Consider the following 14,618-nt stretch of genomic DNA (forward strand, 5'->3'; position numbering starts at 1 on the left):
CTTATTGTAGTGTCGAAAAATAGGAGCACGCAAGGACTTTCTGGAGTTACAGAAAGTGCGTCCTGGCGCAAGATCGCAGTTCAGCATGATTTGAATACAAAGCAGTCACGCACCGACTGACCGCGTGACTTTTGCGAGCAGACCCGACACGATTACTATATATATATACAGGCATTCTTTGGGGGCACCATGGCGCTGCCGCTACTGAACGTCGAGACGATACACCCGGATCTGTGTGGCGAGCCTCGCAACTGGCTTCGGCGCACGGCCGCACGGTGACGAGCGGACACGAGGCGCTCGACGCGGAGTTGCCGGTCCGATCGAGCATCAGAGGGTTGGCTTACCGTCCTCGGAGGGCTTCGGCCAATCCTGTGCCGGTCGATCGGATTGCGCCTGTGGCAGTGGATCGGCGGGCGGACAGGCGCCAGACGTGCCGAGCGCGTCCTGCACCTGCTGGTCGACGCGAGCGTGGCGATACTGATCCATCGCCCGGTTCAGTCGCTCGTCGCTGAACTGCACGCGCAGCCCGGCGTCCACGGCCACCCTCGCGGCCGCCATCTGGTGCGCGTCGTCGCCAGTCAGTTCGAGCGTGCGGCCGAACTTGCCCTGCGCGAGCCGCAGCCCGGTTTCGATGGCGGACCGCTCCGCCTGCAGCACCTGAACGCTTGTGCCACGATCACGAACAATGTCGCGGCCGTCATGCCGGTAGGTAACGTCGCCACGTTCGTTGACCGACCAGGATAGGCCCGGCGAGCGGAAAATGATCGCATTGTATTCGTCCTGCGCGTGCTGCCGTGGCGTGTTCGGCCGGATCACGTTGAACGCCTCGCCGCCGGTCTCGGCATCGACCTTGACCGCGCCCGATACACGCTCCGGGCCCGCAGTGCGTCGCAACTCCTCGAGCGCGCGCTCATCGCCCTCTTCCGCCCGCGTGCGCAGCCAGCCGGAAAAGCTCGGGCCGCCTGCGGCTCCGAATTTTTCCTTGAGTGCGGCCCGCTCGCGTGCGATCGACTCCCGCAGCGCGTCGTCGCGGCCCAGCTGCCCGGCGCGTGCGAGTGACGTCGCCGCTCGTCGGCCAGCCGGTGTGAGTCGCACATCCTGCCGGATTTCCGCGCGCCTGGTGTCGAACGCTGCGCGGATCTCAGCGCGGCGCCACTGTTCATTTGCGCGCTGCGTGAGCCACGCCTCGCTACGGGCCACGACATGCGCTTCGCGCGCGACCGAGTATTCACGCCAGAGCGCCGCGCGTGGCAGCTCGCGCGGAGCCGGAACCGGCTCACCGGCCTGCTGTCGCTCATACACTGCGCGTAGCAATGGTGCGGCTTCACGCCACGACAGATTGAGTTCTTTCGTAAGGAAGTCCGACACGTTGAGATTGCGCGAGCCCGCGCGGATGCGATCGGCGCCGTCGCGGCCCATCGTGACCGCATATTTCGCGGGCCGCACGCCGTGCGTGTGCGACAGTTCGGCAAGCAGGCGACGGGCATCAAGACCCTGGCGAATCTCACGAAACTCAGCGTGCTGACTACCTGACTCATCACGCTGCCGAAGCTCGCGCGCGAGTTGCGAGACCGCGCTGTCCGAGACGCGCCCCGTGTGTCTCGGTGTGGCATACGTGGCGTCGTCGGTGTGAGAGCGGCGCGACCGGTACGGTGGAGCATCAACCGCCAATGCGTGCGGCGTCCGCAGGAATGACCGGCCTGCCTCGAACTCGAACGACGCGTCGATCGAGTCGAACCGGTCTGGAAACGCGTCTCGCCGGTCGCCCGAAAACCAGCGTGGCGGCGACATGCCGGATGGTGTCCATGCCGGATGCTTCCGCATCACTGCCAGGGTGTCGAACGGATCGCCGAACGCATAGTGCCTCTCAAGCGCACGGTGGTACGCGTCCAGCCCGACTGGGGGAGCTGCGTGCCCTACTCGTTGCGCTGCAGGCTCTCCATCGCGATCTGTAGCCCGTCGCAGGCCGTGCGCGGATACGGCGCCGTCTGGCTCCAGCTGGTGAAACGCATGATGCGGCAATAGCACTGCAGATCGATGTCTGATGCCGTCCACAGGGCGGCCGGGCACGTTTCGCACAGCGTTGAAGGGTTCGGGCGCCGGGTACGCCCAACCTGGGATAAGGTCAAACTCGGCATCGAGCCCGCCGTATCCATCATCGAAGGGTTCGGACGTGTCGAGTTCTGATTCGCGCGCGCCTGGCCCGTCGACGACGTCGGGCGGCTGGGCGCCGAATTCAAATGCGCGTCCGCTTCGTTGAAGGTGTCCTGCGAAGCCGGGTAGGGAGTCGTCTGCTCGTTCATGATGTACCTTCAGATGTTGTGCGTAAAAGCCGCGTTCGAGATCCGCAAGCATCAGTTCGCGGTCGTGGGGCGAGGATTCCTGGTAACGCTGATACTGACGGCTACCGCTGTTGAGATACTTCACTTCGCGCGCGCGGGTGGTGTACCACTCATCGAGCACGGCCGCTATATGCGCTGGTGTGCGTCTGGGCGCAACGCCAGCCTCATAGCGGTCGGCCGCATCTGCCGACAGCGCCTGCAGCTTCTCAGCGGTCGGCAGTGCGATGAATTCAGGCGTGAATACGTATTCCTTGAGGTTCACGCCCTTGTCCGCGCCAGCCGGCTTCACATTCAGGTAGGCGCTGTCGAGACCGGTATTGCGCATGCGCACGGCACCGTGCTCGTGCAGGAGCGCCATGAAATCCGCATGGGTCTCGATCTGGCGATCCAGCACCGCGTCGAGAATCTGTTCCTTAAGTTCGCGACTGTTCGCACGGAACAGGTCGCCACGGTAGCGGCTGATCATTTCCGATGCGTCGGTCAGCAGCGTGCGCCGGTTGTCTTTCGGACTCGCAAGGCCATACTGCGCGTTGACATGCTCCTGGAACGCGTCAATGAAGCTCAGATTGGAGCGCACGTAGCCGAGCGGTTCCAGGTGCCTTTCAGCCAGCAGGTTCCAGCGCGGAATGACGATATGGATATGCGGCTTGCGCTCAACCAGTTCGCCGGTGCGCTGGTCCACATAGCTCTTGATCCGGGGCAGGTGCGCCTCGGCATAGAAGCTGTATTCGTCCGGGCGGTAGGCGTGCAGCGCGAACGCCTCGAACTCCCGCACGATCTGAAACATCGTTTCCCGGGTGACGTGATCCTCCTTGAAGGAGAGCGTGATGGACAGGTAACGTTCGACACCGGGTGCGGCACTGATCGACTGGATCACTGCGTCGGTCAGGTCGAGATCACCGGCGAGCACCACACGTTCATCAAGGTCGTCGCGATCCAGGTCGCGGCCAATCTTGCGGCCTTCCTCGAGGTACTGCTTCACGCCGTCGTGACGGCCGTCCACTCTAATCAACACGATGGAGATGGGCCTTCAGCAGTTGCGTGATCAACTCCAGCTCGTCGACCAGGGCGACAAACGTGGATTCGGATAGCTGGCCAGCCGCGCGCGCCGTATTCGCCACGTGGACCAGCTGGTTCAGGTTGTTGCCGGTCTTGTTGATCACGTACATGATCCGTTGCCGCTCAACAGTCGCGGGTGGACGCGCGACGATCTGCGTGCGGTTCGTCAGGATGCATTCGCGCAAAAAAACGGATGGACTCATGCCGGAGCGTTCGACCTTTTCATTGAAGACCTGCCACTGGTCGTCGGTGAGCCGCGTGCTGACAGGCCTGCCGAGCGCCTTTTGCACTTTTTTGCGACCACGGCGCCTGGCTTCCGCCACAACATTGAGATCGTCTGCGCTCATCGCATGTTTTCCGTTACCAGAGAGACATCGGGCGGCGAACTGCCGCCACCGGCGTGCAAGAGTCAGGGGCCGTACTGGGTTCGCCCGTATTGCGAATTGACTGGCCCCTTCACGTCACTCCCGGCCGACTGGCACTGGTTCAGGAAATCGCCTCGCGCGTTGGCCGTGCCGCCCTCATCGAAGTGACCGTGGTGAAAACGGACGATGGAAAAGTAGCCCGCCTCGTATTCGGCGCACGTCTTGCCGCCATTGCCACCCATGATCAAACCGGCAAGACAGAGCACCGCGCCACATGCATCCTGGTTATCATCGGCGTGCGATGACGGCGTGGCGAGCGCACAGGCCAGTGCCGCGCTGCACAGCGCGGCCGCAGTCGACCGTCGTTTCATTGCGTTCATGATCTAACGTTCCCCTCGAGGAGATGCGGTGGCTTTCTGCTAGGTGAGCGTGTGTGCCAGACGGGCAACCACCCAGATGAGCGCAGCGCCCGCGCAGAACGCAATCCCGATGCAGGCGACGAGCGAACCGGTTGCTGCAACTGCCGGATTCGTGGGTACGACGCGACCACGCGATTCAACGGCAGCCCGCAGCCGCGCCAGTTCGTCCACGACATCTGCTGTTGCCGCACGTCGCGCCTGGTCAGCCGCCTTCGCGGCCACCTCGCCGATAAACGCCTGGCGCGATTGCGTGAGCAGCTTCGTCAGTTGCGTGTTCTCCTCGCGCAGCGCCTGCACCGTCGCGGTCAGTTTCTGGTCGGTGGACTCCATCAGCGCGACAACATGGTGTTGTGCATCCACGACCTTCATCTGCTCGATCAGGATCTCCGCGAGCACGGCGAGCTCGTTCGACGCCGGCATCGTGGCGATCACCTGGCCCAGGCGCTCAGACGCTCGCCCGGCGTGATCCGGCTGCGGCGTCGGCTCGTTCATGCATCCACCCCTGCCATCAGTGCGGTAAACGCCTGATCCATCAACGGCTGGATCGACAGCGCCTTGCGCTTGAGGCCAACCAGCCTCACGAGACGGTCCTTCTCAGAGGCACTCGCAGCGTCGATCAGTTGCGCCTTGTAGTCCACCCCGTCTGTCGCAATATCGTGGATCGTACGACCGGCGGCCGCAGCAAGCGTAAACACGTCGTTCTTTGGGATCAGCGCATCCTGATTCAGTTCGAAAGTCCGCTCCCTCTCATGCAGTTCGAACAGTTGCCCGAAGTGCCGGCGCAGCGTTACCTCGCGGTCCTCGCTCCTGACCAGATCGACCTTGTTGAGCAGCACACGGATGCGCCCAGACTCGACGCCGAGATCCGCGAGCATGTTGATCGTCTTCATGGTGTCCTTCATCTGCTTGCTCTCCGGTTCGACGGGCACAACGAAGCACGCGTAATCCTCCTGTGCCCCTTTGGCACCATTGAGGCGGTTGAGATACTCCTCGACGTTCGACGCACCGATATCGACCAGCAGATCACGGCCGCGCATCAGCTCGTCATGGAGTTCGTCAAAGCGTGCGGCGATCATCACCTCGACCTTCGGGCCGGCCGAGTCATCCGTATTGATTGACTCAATCTGGCGTACCAGCATGGATGGCAGCCTTGGCGCGAGCAGTTCGCGGGTCACGGTAGTCTTGCCGACGTTGCCCGAGCAGTTCACGATAGCCATACTCATTTTGTAATCCTCATCAAAATTTGGAGTTTCGCGACTTACATCATTTTCGGCGCCAGGCCGCCTTTCTGCGCTTGCGCGGGCGTCGGGCTGTTCGACGGGCTCGATGCAGGCGCGGCCTTCGGTGCCGTCCACGCCGCATGCAGCTCGGCCGCGCGCCTGTCAATCTCGGCCGGGCCGGCGTCACGACCCAGTTCGCCGCGCGCAATCCGGGCCTCGATCTCCGTGCCCGCCTGCATGCGAGCATCGAACCGGTGAATCACCTCGGCACGCATGCGTGCGGGTGCCCGCTCAAGCGACTTTTCGAGGACTTCGCGCAACTGCGCGACGGTTTTGAGTGCTTCAGGCGTGGGCGCTGCCGCCATGTCCGCAGCAGGCGAGAAACGCGCTGCGCTGGCCGCCGCTTCCGGTTTTGGGTTTGACGGCGCGGCCGCTGGATTCTCCTTCGCCGGGTTCGTCTTCTGCGCGACATCCGGCGTCGGCGACGTTCCGGCCTTGATCGTCAGCGCCGCACGTTCACGCTTCACGGCCTCGAGCAATGCCTCGTCGCTCTCGGCGGGCCTGAAGCCCTTTACATCCACACCCGCGAGGGACGCTTCGATCCACGCGTTGCGGCGGAACGTTTCGCTGCCGCGCACCACGATCGAATCCCAGTTCTTGGCCTTCGCTACTGCCATCATGTCGGCAATCGTTGAGCGATCGTTCTGCCGGGAGTACAGGCGTGCCCCGACATCCTCGAAGTGCGGCTGCGTGGTCGCTGTCGGATCCCGCTGCGCGCCCGACGTACCCAACCCGGCCTCCATGCCATCGAGCTTCCAGAACCGGCCATCCTTCACCATGTAGCGCGCCGCGATATGGGCGGGCACGTCGTAGCCGTCTTTCGTCACGACCGGCTTGCGTGAGGCAGGATCGACGCCGATCTGGTTGTCGCTGCTGTCGGCGATACCCGCAACGCCAGCCTCGTGCGCGTCTGCCGCTGCACCGGCGTCGCCCGCGTGCAGCCCTGGCATCGGCTTGCCCTGTTCGCGAAGCAACCGCTCGGCGGCCACTCGCTCGCCCTCGCGCACCGTGCGCACGCGCTCCAGATCCTGAGTCGACACGGAGTCAAACGCCGGGCGCTCCGGATCGTTCGCCGGATTTCTTGCGTCCGTTTCATTCTGCGCGGGCGTCTGCGTGCGCCCGATCTGCGTGTCGATCATGCCCGACACCGCCGGTGTGTCCATCGACGTATCGTTCGCAGCGCGGCCGGGCTGAACAACGGGTTCGTTCGCCGCCGCCGCGTCGACAGTCGGGCGAGCGACGTCCTCGTTGCCGGGCACGGCATTTCCTGTGATGCCACGGCGGCGCATTGCGTCGTTGATTGCCGCTGCATCGCCGACGTCGGCAAAGGTCACCAAATCGCCATCCGTCTTGACGTCCGGCTGCGCCTGCGAGGCTGGAGATTGCGCCAGTGATGCATCGACCTGCCTGTCGAGTGCTTCGCGCACGTAGGTCACGAACGGCTCGCGGGCGGCCGGCGACAGAAACGCAAGCTCTTGATCAAGTGCGGCGGCAACTTCAGGCGCGGCCTTGCCTTTCCCGAACTCCTCCCTGATACGCCCCGTCATCCCCCGAAAGTCGGCCAGGTCTTTCGCCACCATCGACCAGTCCGTTCTGTCCTCCTGCTCACTACCGGTCGCGGGCATCGTCGCCACCGGTTCGAACGCTTCGGCGATGTCCGCGAAGGTGGCAATGCCGTCGCTGCGCTCTGGCTCGCGATGGCGATGCCGGTTTTGCGGCGCGACGCTTGCCCCGTCAACCGGAAGCGCGTCGTCCACCGGGTCGGAATCCGTCACGTCGCGCGCAGGCGTGCGCTCGTCGATTTCCATCGGACTCAAGCCCGCTTCATCGCGAAGTTTGGCCAGCGCTTTGGCTGCCCGTGGCGGCAGGGTCTCCGCCGCAAAACCAGTGCGGTTGCGGATCTGCTCGCCAATCGCGCGCTCGCCATCAACAGCGTTGCCGGACTTGCGCCACGCTTCACGATGGATCGACTCCAGCCGCTGCTCAAGTGCAAGCGTATGGTTGACCTCGTTGCCACGCAGCGTGACCGCTGTCGTAATCGACTGGATCATTTCGCGAAAGCGCCGGCCGAGCGCCGCGTCGTCGAGCTTCGGCTGTGCAGCCTGCTGGCCAACGCGCGCGCCCCGTCCATACAGATGCTGCCGGTCGGCGAAATACTGGTGCCGCGCGTGGACACCGGCTTCCCGCACTCCGTCAATCATCTCGAACGCAGAGGCACCCTGCGCGCGCAACCGGTCCCGTGCCTCCAGTCCCGCCCTTTCCGCGGCGGCCTGAAGGGAGTCCCGCACGAAGGCGCGGGACTCATCGAGCGGTTGACCCATTAGCTCGCTCAGCCGCACGGCTTCCCGCTCGATGTCGGCTTCACTGCCGAACAGCGTCTGCGGCTGCCCGCGCACTGCTCCGGGTGCCTGCCCTGCCTGCGGCTCTTGCGTCGGCATCCACCGCGCAAAGGGCGCCACGTTAGTGCCGCGCGGCACGTACCATTTTTTCGATCGCCGGTCGAACCTGGCGCCCAGATCGTGCGCCGCGTCCTTCTCCCTGAACGGGACGTCCAGATACGTCCGTTTGCCTTTCGGCCTGTTCGGGTCAGCCATGTGATACCTCCTTTGCCTCGTTGTCCGCCGGCGCGACAGACGCGAGCGCCGGTTCAATCCGGTCCTGGACAGCGTCATCCCCGCCTGCCACGTTGAAATCGATGCGGATGCCCGCGAGCATTTCGCGCACGTCCTCGCGCATCGCGACGCCAAGCTCGGCCAGGTCAGCCTCGAAGCCCGCGAGCGCCATGCCGGTCGCGAGTGGCCCGGGCGCGCGTTGGTCGAGCACGAGAAGCTCGGCCGCGGTCAGCGGCTTCGCACCGGCCTGACGTGCAAGTCGGATTTCGCCAGCGGCCCTCGCGGACAGCGCCGCGTGATACGTCTCCGGGTTGTGCGTCGGGATGCCGTTCGCTCGCAGCTCACCGGCACGCCAGGCCGCCTTGATTTCGTCTTCGGTGGGCAGGCGCTTGTTGATCGCAGCGAGCATCGGACTGACCGAGCGCATGCGGTCGATGAACAGGTCATCCTCGTAATAGGTCGCCTTCTCGCACAGGATCGGACGCTGGAAACCAAGCACGATTTCCTGGTCCTGCTCCATGCGCTTCAGTTCCTGATCGAGCATCAACGCGCGGCCCTGATCCGACGTGTTCGTGCCGGTCGACGTGTTGCGGCCGTGATTACGGCTTTTCGAGGTTGCCTTCTCGGTGAACGTCCCCAGCGTCTCGGACAGTTCCTTTGCATCCTGCTGGTTGCCAGGCGCGTACGCCACCAGCACTGCGTGGTTGGTGATCAGCGTGCGCGCCCCGGCCGGCCCGTACAGATCGTTCGGCTCCAGCTGCGCCTTCGACTGCAGGATCGTGAGCAGGCGAATCCAGTAGCCCGCGATGAACGCGTTGCCCTTGTCGAGTACCTCGATGCGACCGAGCGCGGTAAATTCGTCCCCCACGCCAAGACACTGATATTTGATGGCCGGATCGTCGCCCGGCAGCACGTCGAGGTTGTCCTCGATCCACTGCGTGTAGAACAGGTTGCCGAGCAGGCTCGCGACGGCAAGCTCACGCACCGGCAGCACAACGTAGATCGACATCAGCTCGCGCCGCACGCGGTCGAGCTCGAAGTCGCATGCGCTCGTCGCCTGGTCGACGATCGGGTTGCTGAACAGGCGCAGACCGGCGTTAAACGTCGCAACAATGTTCAGCATCGTCTCGTCGGGCGAGGCCAGCACGCGCGAGAGCGCGCCCAGGCAATCGCCCGACAGCGGCACCCCCTTCTGCGGCTCGTGCTGCATCAGATCCGAAAGGTGCTCACGCACTTTCTTGTCGGGCGTGGTCGCGAGCCGCAACACCTGTCCGAACGTACAGTCACCCGTCATCTCCATCAGGTAGAGCGCGAAGCCCATGAACAGGTCACTCGCCTGCTCATAGAAGAACTTGTTGCGACCGTCGGTCGTGTGATACAGGCGCGCTGCAATCGCCTGCAGGCGACCGACCCGCACGAAGGATGCACTCTTCGCAATCCTGAAAAGCGGATTCCAGCGGTGCGTGTAGCCAGTGTGATCAAATGGCGCCCAGCGAAACACCTGCTGGCCGCAGGCCTGCCGGTACCGCGACGTCAGGTCGTAGTTCTCTCCCTTCACATCGAGTACGACCACCGAATCCGGAAAGGTGAGCAGATTCGGGATCACAATGGCTGCACCTTTGCGTGAACGCGTTCGCGCAGCAACCATCACGAACTCCGTTCCGCGGAACGTCAGGTACTTGCCCTTGTACCGCCCTACGATGATCGACGGGTCGCGGTGATCGCCCTTGCGGCCGCCCCTGTTTCGACCGCGCCCGTTAGCCTCATCGAGCAGGCCGTACCGCCGAACCTCGTAGCTGTAGGCGAAGCGGGCATCGCCATGCAGTTCGCGCTTCGGCTTCATGACCAGCGCCGCGACGATCGCCGCTACCGGCACAAGCGGCACGATGATCGATGCCGCTGTCGCCATCTGCAGCGAGCGTTTCACCGCCTTCACGTCGCCAAAGGCGCGCCAGTAGTCGTGCAGCGTCCACAGCCCGATTGCGGAGTCCGGCAACTTTTCCAGCTTCGCAAACAGCATCGCGCCGACGTACTGGCCGGCCGCAGCGAGACCGATCAGAACCACCAGTGCAAGCAGACCGGCCGCGATGACCCGGTCGGCAAGCGTCGCGGTTTTTAGCAGCACGGCGCTCGCACACACGCCCCACAACGCGCACGTCACGACGACGAGAGCAATCACGGCCCCCATTTCGACAGGATCGCTGATCGCGTCGAGATGAAGCAGACGGCCGGCGGCGAAAACGACTGCGCCGGACACAATGCCAAGCAGGCCGCCAACAAGGAGACGGGCTTTCATGCTGACGCTCCCGCTGCCGCGTGCGTCTGCCGCTCAAGGGGTTCCCGGCCGGTGTGCCTGCCACTGTCACCAATGGCGGAATCGTTCGATCGCAATCTCATGCATCACCTCGCAGCAGCCTGTTTTTACTGACCGGATCGAACCAGATTTCTGTCAGGTCCCGGTTCTCCATAAACAGCACCACGTCGACCGTCATGCGGATCTCGCGCATCAGGTAATCGAACGGGAGCGTCTGCCCGACCGGGCTTTGCTTGACCAGCGTGGCGATGCGCGTGAGCGTCGCGATCGAGTCGTTCGCGTGCACCGTCGTCAACCCGCCCTGGTGTCCGGTGTTGAGCAGCGTCAGGTAGTCCCAGGTCTCGTCGCCGCGCAACTCCGCAAGCAGCACGCGATCGCATTTCATGCGCAACGTCGCCTTCACCAGGCGTCGCGCTGGAACCGCCTCGCTGTAGAAGAGGTGAACGTGATTTCGATGCAGTGGCAACGGCAGCTCGTGGGTATCCTCGATCGTCGCCAGACGCGCCTCGCGCGGAATGATCGGGATCAGGTCCGCCAGCGCCTTCATCAGCGTGGTCTTGCCGGAGCCCGTGCCGCCCACGAGCACGATGTTCAGCCGGTTCAGGATGGCCAGCCTCAGAAACCGCACGACATCGCGCTGCGCGAGCGCGTCGAGCATCTCATGCTGGAAGCGCGCCAGGCCATAGGCGCCCAGCGCCCGGGACGGATTGAACACCGCAGTGGCACGACTGACGTCCATGCCCTCTGAGCCTGCCCGTGCCGCCGCAGCGTCGATCTCGCCCGGCGTCATTGCGCTACTACCGCCGGGTCCGCCCCGGACCACATCACGGAACCTGGCGAACCGCCCGGCATCCGACCACTGCTGTACCGAAAGGCGCGTTGAATTCGGCACGCGAATCGTCAGCGACACAGTGCCCGGCTCGCACGCCGGTGGAATCACGATCTGGCCGCGCTCCCCGTCGGGCAGGCGCACCGGCTTCTCCGGCTCGGCCGCCGATAGCGGCGGCTTCGCCTTGTTGTAGATGGCCAGAGCCGGTGCAAACTGGTTCAGCATTTCCAGCGACGCATTCGGAAGATCATGGCGCTGCCAGCCGTCGAGCGTTTCGGTCCAGCCTTCATACGGACGGTTAACCGCAAACTCAGTGACGCCGGGCATCGCCAGCATTGCGGCGATGCCGAGTGTCTTGAGGTGACTGCGTACCGTAAGACTGTCGTCGTATTGCATACTCATAAGCACCTCGAATTAAATGAATCAAGGCGTCGCCAGTTCGTACACGTCGGAGAAGTCCACATCGCGCGCAACGAAGATCGTCGTCATCGACCCGTACTGCGAATACGCGGTCGGCGGCACGTTGATGGTGTTGCGCAGTGCTTCGGCCGCTACCTCACCACCGGCATTCGTGGTGTTGTTAAACTGGATGCCGCTACTGCCCGAGTTCGCGGCCAGTGTCGACAGCGCCTGACCGGCATCGCTGATCAGGCTGACCATCATGGCGCCGCCAAACCGCGTCCAGAAGTGGTTGTCGACGTAGGCCGGCAGGCCACTGCCGCCGAGCGCATCGGCCGCCGGCGAATCGAGTTGCACCTTTACGCCATCAGGCGTCGTCAGCCGCGTCCAGATCACGAAGATCCGCGCCTGACCCTGCATCAGCGCCTGCCGCTGCTCGCCCACGACCTCGGAGCCACGCTCGACCAGCAGCACCTTGCCGTTCGCCGAGTACACATCTTTCGCCACGTGGCAGTTGGTCATGCCCGGGTAGTCGGTCACGATCTCCGCACCCTGCACGCACGGGATCGTCGTCCCCGCAATCAGCAGGAAGTCTCGCGACGGCATCAGTTCCGCCTTCACCGTTTCCAGCTTCGATGGCTGCAGCTTGCTGTCCAGTCCATCCTTCGCGAATCCGGCATGCGAACCGGTCAACCCGGGCGTGCCACCAGGGGCTGCCGCGTCGGTCGTCCTCTCATCCTTTGATGTGAGCAGCACGTCGCCATCGAGCTTGCGTTGCGCCGGCGTCTCGGCGGCGCTGGCCGCCGTCGCTGCAGCGGCGCCGTTTCCATTCACTGCACTGGCTGCGTTCGCATGCGCAGGTGTAGCAAGCGCCGCGCTTGCTACAGCCGCTTCCGACGCCATCGCCGCTTCCTCTGCCCGCTGCTTTTCGATCTTTGCCTTGTCGCGCGCAAAGTCGTGCCGGTCATCTGACGGCTTGTCCTTTGCCGCTTCCGCCCTTGCCGCCTCGGACTCGGCGTGATGCTGCGCCGACCACCGTTTGATCGCGACACCCACTGCGATCGCACCGAACAGCAGGACCAGCACCATCCCAATGACGATCGGTAACATCCGGAACGGGCTCTTGCGCTTCGTGCGGCCAACACCCGGCACCCCGCGCTCGCCTATGCCGGCGGGCTCGACCGGGGTCGGGTTCGCCGGGTTCGGACCGCTCAGATTGATATCGTCACTCACCGCCCGCCTCCTTTTGCTTCACGAGCCGCACCGTGCCCGGAATCGTCGTGCCTGTCGGGTTCAGCTGGCCGTCTGGCCGGTATGCATTGTTGCGAATGCCGAGTACGGCGTCCCCCAGGCGCAGGTTGAAGCGCTGCGCCGTGTCGTGCACCACCAGCACGGGGCCGCGCACGTCATCAGGATTGACGAGCGCTTCCTTGCCGTCCCCGTACACGCGATAGATCTGCGGCAGGTCGCGGCTCGTACTGAACTCGAAGTAGGTAAAGCGGCCGTCATCCCACAGCGCCGTTGGCGCGAGTGTCGTATCACCATGCATGTCGTAATTGAAGTTGCCCACGCCAGACGCGCTGACGGTCTGCGCCAGCAGTGCCCGCGCTTCGGCCGAGCGCACCGCGGCCGCCGCCGACGCCTTTGCACGCGTGTCCGGATAATCGAAGGTCAGCGACCAGACTGCTTCCTCGTGCCTCCTGACCGGGACCAGCTTGAGCACATAGCGACGTCTGTTCGTGAGCAGAATCAGGTTGGTGGCCGCCTGCGGTGCCTTCGGCTTGAAGAAGAAGCCGTTGCCGGCTGGGCCAGCCGTCCATGCCTTGCCGTCGCCCATGCCGCCGCCGTCGATCTTTTCGCCTTTCTCGAAGACGAGGACAGTCGCCTCGCCCGGGCGATAGGCGATCCGGTACGTCTCATTCGGGTCATACACGGCGCACGCAATGTGCCGGTCGCTGCCGCATGCACCGGGCACGACTTCGGCGACAGCCGGTAGCCACATGCCGAATAGCGCGGCAGCGATCGACGCTGCAGTAAGCGCTTTCGGGAACCGGATGGTCATGGATTGGCCCCTCCGGCCGGTGCACTCAACGACATACTCGACGGTGCCGACTGGGACGATGTGGCCGCGGACGGCATCGGTGTCGCGCCGTCTGCGGTGCTGCGCGTCCAGTCGCGGTCAACCGAGTAGCTGGTGACACGAAAGCCCGTTGGATTGAGCTCCTGTTCGTCGCTGCGGGTCGGCAGATCGCCTATATCGTAGGTGATCGTCGCGACCCAGTATTCGGTTTTAGGCGGCGGTGACGTCGAGCCGCCCTGCGACGGCAGCGAAAGCATCGTCTTCGAGAAGAACACCTGTGCGGTGGATCCGACGAACGTAATTGCACCTGGGCGCACAATCACGCGATATTTGTCGGTGAGCACGTTTTGCGGCGAGTTCTTGCGGTTGTAGAGCGCCGCGTACAACGCCTGCTCGCGTGGTGAGTTCATCAGCGTCACGGTGTCGTACGCGTCCTGGATCGTGTACCAGTCGTACTTCTCACGTAGCTTCACATACGTGCGCAGTGCTGCCCGCACCTCGAGTTCACCGAACGTCACGGATCCACTGTGCGCGACATCAATCACCTGCACGTCGCCGGTCGCGGTGTTATCCTTAATAATCACGGGTGGTGACGGTCTCTTTAGTTGTACTAAGGCTGACGAGCCAAGAATAGAGATAAGTGCGATGAACATGGCCCCGCCCGCAACGCGCCATGCAATCTTCGTCATGTTTTCCTGCAGCTGCTGCCGGGACTTCTCGAACGAGAGCGCTTCCCTGAAATACATCCGCGCCATCTCGCGCGGCTCGGCGTCGGCGAGTTTTGCCGCAATGTGCTGCAGCGCGGCCGCGCAATTGCCGTCGACGGCAACCGCGACTGGCTCAGCCTGCACCCGCGCCGGCTTCCATGGCATCCATTTCATGGCGCACTCCCCTGTGTCGCATGGTTGACAGGCATCCA

The 14,618-nt window shown here is 63.9% G+C and carries 11 protein-coding genes; all 11 read right to left on the reverse strand.

Features of this window, described 5'->3' with window-relative positions:
* Window positions 1–327 precede the first annotated feature (327 nt).
* The 11 genes from AB4Y44_RS26340 to AB4Y44_RS26390 all read right to left on the reverse strand — a co-directional run bounded on the left by AB4Y44_RS26340 (window position 328) and on the right by AB4Y44_RS26390 (window position 14,580).
* Window positions 328–3,324 (reverse strand): LPD7 domain-containing protein, encoded by a 2,997-nt coding sequence (locus tag AB4Y44_RS26340; protein WP_368701275.1) that lies wholly within the window; start codon window positions 3,322–3,324, stop codon window positions 328–330.
* 22 nt (window positions 3,325–3,346) lie between these two features.
* Window positions 3,347–3,748, reverse strand: coding sequence for a plasmid mobilization relaxosome protein MobC (mobC, locus tag AB4Y44_RS26345; protein WP_368701276.1), 402 nt, complete (start codon window positions 3,746–3,748; stop codon window positions 3,347–3,349).
* Window positions 3,749–3,810: 62 nt separating this feature from the next.
* Entirely contained in the window at window positions 3,811–4,146 is a 336-nt protein-coding gene (locus AB4Y44_RS26350; protein ID WP_368701277.1) for a killer protein, read from the reverse strand.
* A 39-nt stretch (window positions 4,147–4,185) separates the two neighbouring features.
* Entirely contained in the window at window positions 4,186–4,677 is a 492-nt protein-coding gene (locus AB4Y44_RS26355) for a hypothetical protein (RefSeq protein WP_368701278.1), read from the reverse strand.
* Window positions 4,674–5,540: a StbB family protein gene (gene stbB / locus AB4Y44_RS26360; RefSeq protein ID WP_368701279.1), complete on the reverse strand. Its 867-nt coding sequence runs from the start codon at window positions 5,538–5,540 to the stop codon at window positions 4,674–4,676. The genes AB4Y44_RS26355 and stbB overlap by 4 nt, the downstream gene beginning before the upstream one ends.
* The gene (locus AB4Y44_RS26365; RefSeq protein WP_368701280.1) at window positions 5,444–8,059 is read right to left on the reverse strand and encodes a DUF5710 domain-containing protein; all 2,616 of its coding nucleotides are present in this window, start codon (window positions 8,057–8,059) and stop codon (window positions 5,444–5,446) included. The genes stbB and AB4Y44_RS26365 overlap by 97 nt, the downstream gene beginning before the upstream one ends.
* Entirely contained in the window at window positions 8,052–10,373 is a 2,322-nt protein-coding gene (locus AB4Y44_RS26370) for a type IV secretory system conjugative DNA transfer family protein (RefSeq protein WP_368685519.1), read from the reverse strand. Before AB4Y44_RS26370 ends, AB4Y44_RS26365 begins: the two co-directional genes overlap by 8 nt.
* 97 nt (window positions 10,374–10,470) lie before the next feature.
* Window positions 10,471–11,622 carry an ATPase, T2SS/T4P/T4SS family gene (locus tag AB4Y44_RS26375; RefSeq protein ID WP_368618998.1) on the reverse strand — a complete coding sequence of 384 codons (1,152 nt, stop codon included), beginning with the start codon at window positions 11,620–11,622 and terminating at the stop codon, window positions 10,471–10,473.
* A gap of 21 nt (window positions 11,623–11,643) precedes the next feature.
* The gene (virB10, locus tag AB4Y44_RS26380; protein ID WP_368685520.1) at window positions 11,644–12,852 is read right to left on the reverse strand and encodes a type IV secretion system protein VirB10; all 1,209 of its coding nucleotides are present in this window, start codon (window positions 12,850–12,852) and stop codon (window positions 11,644–11,646) included.
* Entirely contained in the window at window positions 12,845–13,681 is an 837-nt protein-coding gene (locus AB4Y44_RS26385) for a TrbG/VirB9 family P-type conjugative transfer protein (RefSeq protein WP_069268372.1), read from the reverse strand. The genes virB10 and AB4Y44_RS26385 overlap by 8 nt, the downstream gene beginning before the upstream one ends.
* Window positions 13,678–14,580, reverse strand: coding sequence for a virB8 family protein (locus tag AB4Y44_RS26390; protein ID WP_368618996.1), 903 nt, complete (start codon window positions 14,578–14,580; stop codon window positions 13,678–13,680). Before AB4Y44_RS26390 ends, AB4Y44_RS26385 begins: the two co-directional genes overlap by 4 nt.
* Window positions 14,581–14,618 lie beyond the last annotated feature (38 nt).

This window comes from Paraburkholderia sp. BR10937, assembly GCF_040965695.1.
Classification (GTDB): domain Bacteria; phylum Pseudomonadota; class Gammaproteobacteria; order Burkholderiales; family Burkholderiaceae; genus Paraburkholderia.

Coding starts and splice junctions, on each gene's coding strand:
- AB4Y44_RS26350 (WP_368701277.1), bottom strand. CDS start 4,146: ATGAACGCAATGAAACGACGGTCGACTGCGGCCGCGCTGTGCAGCGCG.
- mobC (WP_368701276.1), bottom strand. CDS start 3,748: ATGAGCGCAGACGATCTCAATGTTGTGGCGGAAGCCAGGCGCCGTGGT.
- AB4Y44_RS26370 (WP_368685519.1), bottom strand. CDS start 10,373: ATGAAAGCCCGTCTCCTTGTTGGCGGCCTGCTTGGCATTGTGTCCGGC.
- AB4Y44_RS26385 (WP_069268372.1), bottom strand. CDS start 13,681: ATGACCATCCGGTTCCCGAAAGCGCTTACTGCAGCGTCGATCGCTGCC.
- AB4Y44_RS26375 (WP_368618998.1), bottom strand. CDS start 11,622: ATGAGTATGCAATACGACGACAGTCTTACGGTACGCAGTCACCTCAAG.
- AB4Y44_RS26390 (WP_368618996.1), bottom strand. CDS start 14,580: ATGAAATGGATGCCATGGAAGCCGGCGCGGGTGCAGGCTGAGCCAGTC.
- AB4Y44_RS26355 (WP_368701278.1), bottom strand. CDS start 4,677: ATGAACGAGCCGACGCCGCAGCCGGATCACGCCGGGCGAGCGTCTGAG.
- AB4Y44_RS26365 (WP_368701280.1), bottom strand. CDS start 8,059: ATGGCTGACCCGAACAGGCCGAAAGGCAAACGGACGTATCTGGACGTC.